Annotated in this window: 5 protein-coding genes; 3 read left to right on the forward strand and 2 right to left on the reverse strand. The window is 70.0% G+C overall.

Annotation, left to right across the window (positions count from 1 at the left end; translation table 11 throughout):
- Window positions 1–209: 209 nt before the first annotated feature.
- A complete protein-coding gene (locus GX015_RS08980) occupies window positions 210–530 on the forward strand; it encodes a DUF2853 family protein (protein WP_120984352.1) in 321 nt (106 codons plus the stop codon).
- A 163-nt stretch (window positions 531–693) separates the two neighbouring features.
- Window positions 694–1,539, forward strand: a complete 846-nt coding sequence (locus GX015_RS08985) for a squalene/phytoene synthase family protein (protein ID WP_240941569.1) — start codon at window positions 694–696, stop codon at window positions 1,537–1,539.
- A gap of 50 nt (window positions 1,540–1,589) precedes the next feature.
- Here the strand turns inward: GX015_RS08985 and GX015_RS08990 are convergent, their stop codons facing one another.
- Both GX015_RS08990 and GX015_RS08995 read right to left on the reverse strand, forming a co-directional pair.
- Window positions 1,590–2,081: a carboxymuconolactone decarboxylase family protein gene (locus tag GX015_RS08990; protein WP_291344512.1), complete on the reverse strand. Its 492-nt coding sequence runs from the start codon at window positions 2,079–2,081 to the stop codon at window positions 1,590–1,592.
- Window positions 2,082–2,142: 61 nt separating this feature from the next.
- Entirely contained in the window at window positions 2,143–2,583 is a 441-nt protein-coding gene (locus tag GX015_RS08995; protein ID WP_291344514.1) for a DUF488 domain-containing protein, read from the reverse strand.
- A 214-nt stretch (window positions 2,584–2,797) separates the two neighbouring features.
- Between GX015_RS08995 and GX015_RS09000 the strand changes: the two genes are divergently transcribed.
- A partial coding sequence (locus tag GX015_RS09000; RefSeq protein WP_291344516.1) for a hypothetical protein occupies window positions 2,798–3,041 on the forward strand: 244 nt, incomplete at its 3' end.

The following is a 3,041-nucleotide window of genomic DNA, read 5'->3' on the forward strand; positions in this document are numbered from 1 at the left end:
CCGCCCGGGCGCGCGGGCGCGGGGCGCGGGGGCTCGGATGCGGGGGACATGCCTCCGATTTAACACGGATCACGGCGGAGGCGGCACGGGGCGCCGGGAAAGGGGAGGGGAAGCCGAAAATGCCCGTTGTCCGGCGACGATGCCGGGCCTACGCTTGGTGTTGGAGGCGCATGGGCGCCCCCGTCACCGATTCCAAGGAGGGACCGACAATGGCCGTCGATTGGGTTGCGGACGTGAAGAAGTACGCGCCGGACGCGGATGATGCCGTGCTGGCGAACATGCTGAAGACCTACCGGCTGGTGCTGTCCAAGCAGGACTCCGCCGCCGTCGCCTTCAGCGACCCGGAGGAGCTGAAGACCGTCCGGGAGAACTTCCTGAAGAAGAAGCTGGGCCTGACCGACGGCGACGAGGCGCTGGACGCCGCGATCGCCGAGGTCGGGGAAAAGATGCGCGACGGCACCCGCAACGGCCGCCTCGCCGTCTACTACCTGCTCGCCGAGAAGTTCGGGAAGTTGGACGTCTTCCGCTGACCGGGATTTTCCCTCGCGGCTACTCTTGAATGGTCGTGAGGAGAGGAGCGCGGTGAGCGGACAGCGTGGCGGCGGCGACAATGCGCATGACGGTCGCCGCCGCATGCCATGGCGCCGATGCGGACCAAGCGCGGGGAAGCGGTTCACCCCGCGCTACAACCGCATGACCCGAAAGGCCAGCTCCACGGTGATCGGGACGTATTCGACGTCGTTCTCCCTGGCCACGAGGCTGTTGGGGGCGCGCGAGCGGCAGGACGTCCGCAACCTGTACGCGATGGTGCGCATCGCCGACGAAATCGTCGACGGCACCGCCGAAGAAGCCGGGTGCACGCCGGCGCAGGTCCGCGAATTGCTCGACCACTACGAGGAGCTCGTGCTCCGCGCACCGGCGATGCCGTTCCATCCCGACCCGGTGCTCCACGCCTACGCGGGCACCGTCCGCCGCTGCGGCATCGAGGAGGAACACGTCCGCGCGTTCTTCCGGTCGATGCGCCGCGACCTCACCGAGTCCACCTACGACCATGACGCGCTCGACGAGTACGTCTACGGTTCCGCGGAGGTCATCGGCTTGATGTGCCTGTCCATCTTCCTCGCCGACCATCCCGCGACGGACGCCGACCGCGCGACGATGACGTCCGGGGCGCGCAGCCTGGGGGCGGCGTTCCAGAAGATCAACTTCCTCCGCGACCTCGCCGAGGACACCGGCGAACTGGGCCGCACGTATTTCGACGAGCTCGACGGCCATGCGCTGACGGAGCGGATCAAGGCCGATCTCCTCGACGACATCGACGCCGACCTCGCCGACGCGCGCACGGCGATCCCCTTGCTGCCCGGCGCCGCCCGCGCGGGCGTGCTCGCCGCGGCCGACCTGTTCGCCGAGCTGTCCGGCCGGCTGCGGGCCACGCCGGCGGAGCTGGTGGCCACCACGAGGATCCGCGTGCCGGGACCGAAGAAGGCCGCCATCGCCGGACGGGCGGCCGTGGCGGCGGCCCGGATGGGGCGCGGCTGAACCCGGCCGGCCCCGCCTCACCGCGTTCGCGCCGGCTGAGCCGCCCGCGCCTACTTCCGGGGCTTGACCTGGTGGGCGCTGGCGATGGACACGCGGTTGAAGGCGTTGATGGCGATGGCCGTCCACTCGACGGCGGCGATCTCCGCGTCGCCCAGATGCTGCGCGGCGAACGCGTAGGCGCTCTCCCGTTCCGCGTGGGACGGCATCAGCGTCAATGATTCGGCGAGGCCGAGGGCGGCGCGCTCGCGGTCGTCGTAAAGCTCCGACTCGCGCCAGGCGGGCAGCAGGTCGAGTTTCTGCTCGGGGACGCCGGCCTCGCGGGCCTCGGGAAGATGCTGGTTGAGGCAGGCGACGCAGCCGTTGAGCTGGCTGGCGCGGACGTTGATCAACTCCGCCAGCGCGCGGTCGATGCCGTTGTCGCCCGCGTACTTCCGGGACTCGCCGGCGACCTTGATCAGCGCCTTGTACACGGCGTTGCCCTCGCGGAGGAGATTGACGCGGTCGGGGGTCTGGCCGGCGGCGCCGGACTTCGCTTCGCTCATGTCACCATCATCGGCAAAGTGGCGCGCTTTGGCGAACGTCCGCGGGTCCCGGACGCTGGTTTCAGCCGACGGCCTCGCGCAGCCACTCGGCGAGCACCAGGGCATGGTTGTGGTCGCGGTCCCGCGCCGCGTACGCCAGGACCAGGGGCTTCGCGACGGTCGCCGCCTCCGCCGCCCGCCGCAGATCCGACAGTTCGGCCGACTCGTCGAGTTCACGCCGGTAGCGGACGGTGAACTCCTCGAATTTCGCGGGATCATGGCCGAACCATTTCCGCAGGCCGGGGGAAGGGGCGACCTCCTTGAACCAGCCGTCGAGGTCGACGTCGTCCTTGGCCACCCCTCGGGGCCACAGGCGGTCCACCAGGATCACGCGGCCACCGGCGGCGACGTCGGCGCCGGCGGTTCCGGCCCGCAGATCGTGGATCTTCGCCACCCGAATGGCCCCGCCGTCCCCGTTCCCGGAGTCGTCGGCGGCCGATGCATCCCGCGCTGAATCGGACATGGCACGACCCTACGCGGGGAGGCGGGCGTCGATGAGCGGGGAAACGAAAGGGAAAGCGCCACACCGTTAACGGAGGTGAACGGCGATTCGCGCCCTGCCCCCGGCGGCGATCCGGTGTTACCATTTCGTAGGCAAATGCAGGGTCGGCGTGATAGCGCCCGCCGTCGTCGGCCTAGACGGTGAGCGGGCGCCGGCCCCGGAATGGAGGAGCGCCATGCAGTATCTCCTGAGCGTCCACGGGCGCCGCGACATCAACCCCTACGACTCCGACGAGGACATGCACGCCGCGTTCGAGCGAGTCGGCGTGTTCAACCAGTCCCTCCAGGACCGCGGCCATTGGGTCCTCGCCGGTGGCCTGGTGCCGCCGGAGTCCGCGAAGACCGTGCTGCCCGACGGCTCCGTCAACGACGGCCCGTACCTCGCGTCCGACACCTTCCCGAGCGGCTTTTGGATCATCG

This window comes from Corynebacterium sp. (genome assembly GCF_012837295.1).
Taxonomy (GTDB): domain Bacteria; phylum Actinomycetota; class Actinomycetes; order Mycobacteriales; family Mycobacteriaceae; genus Corynebacterium.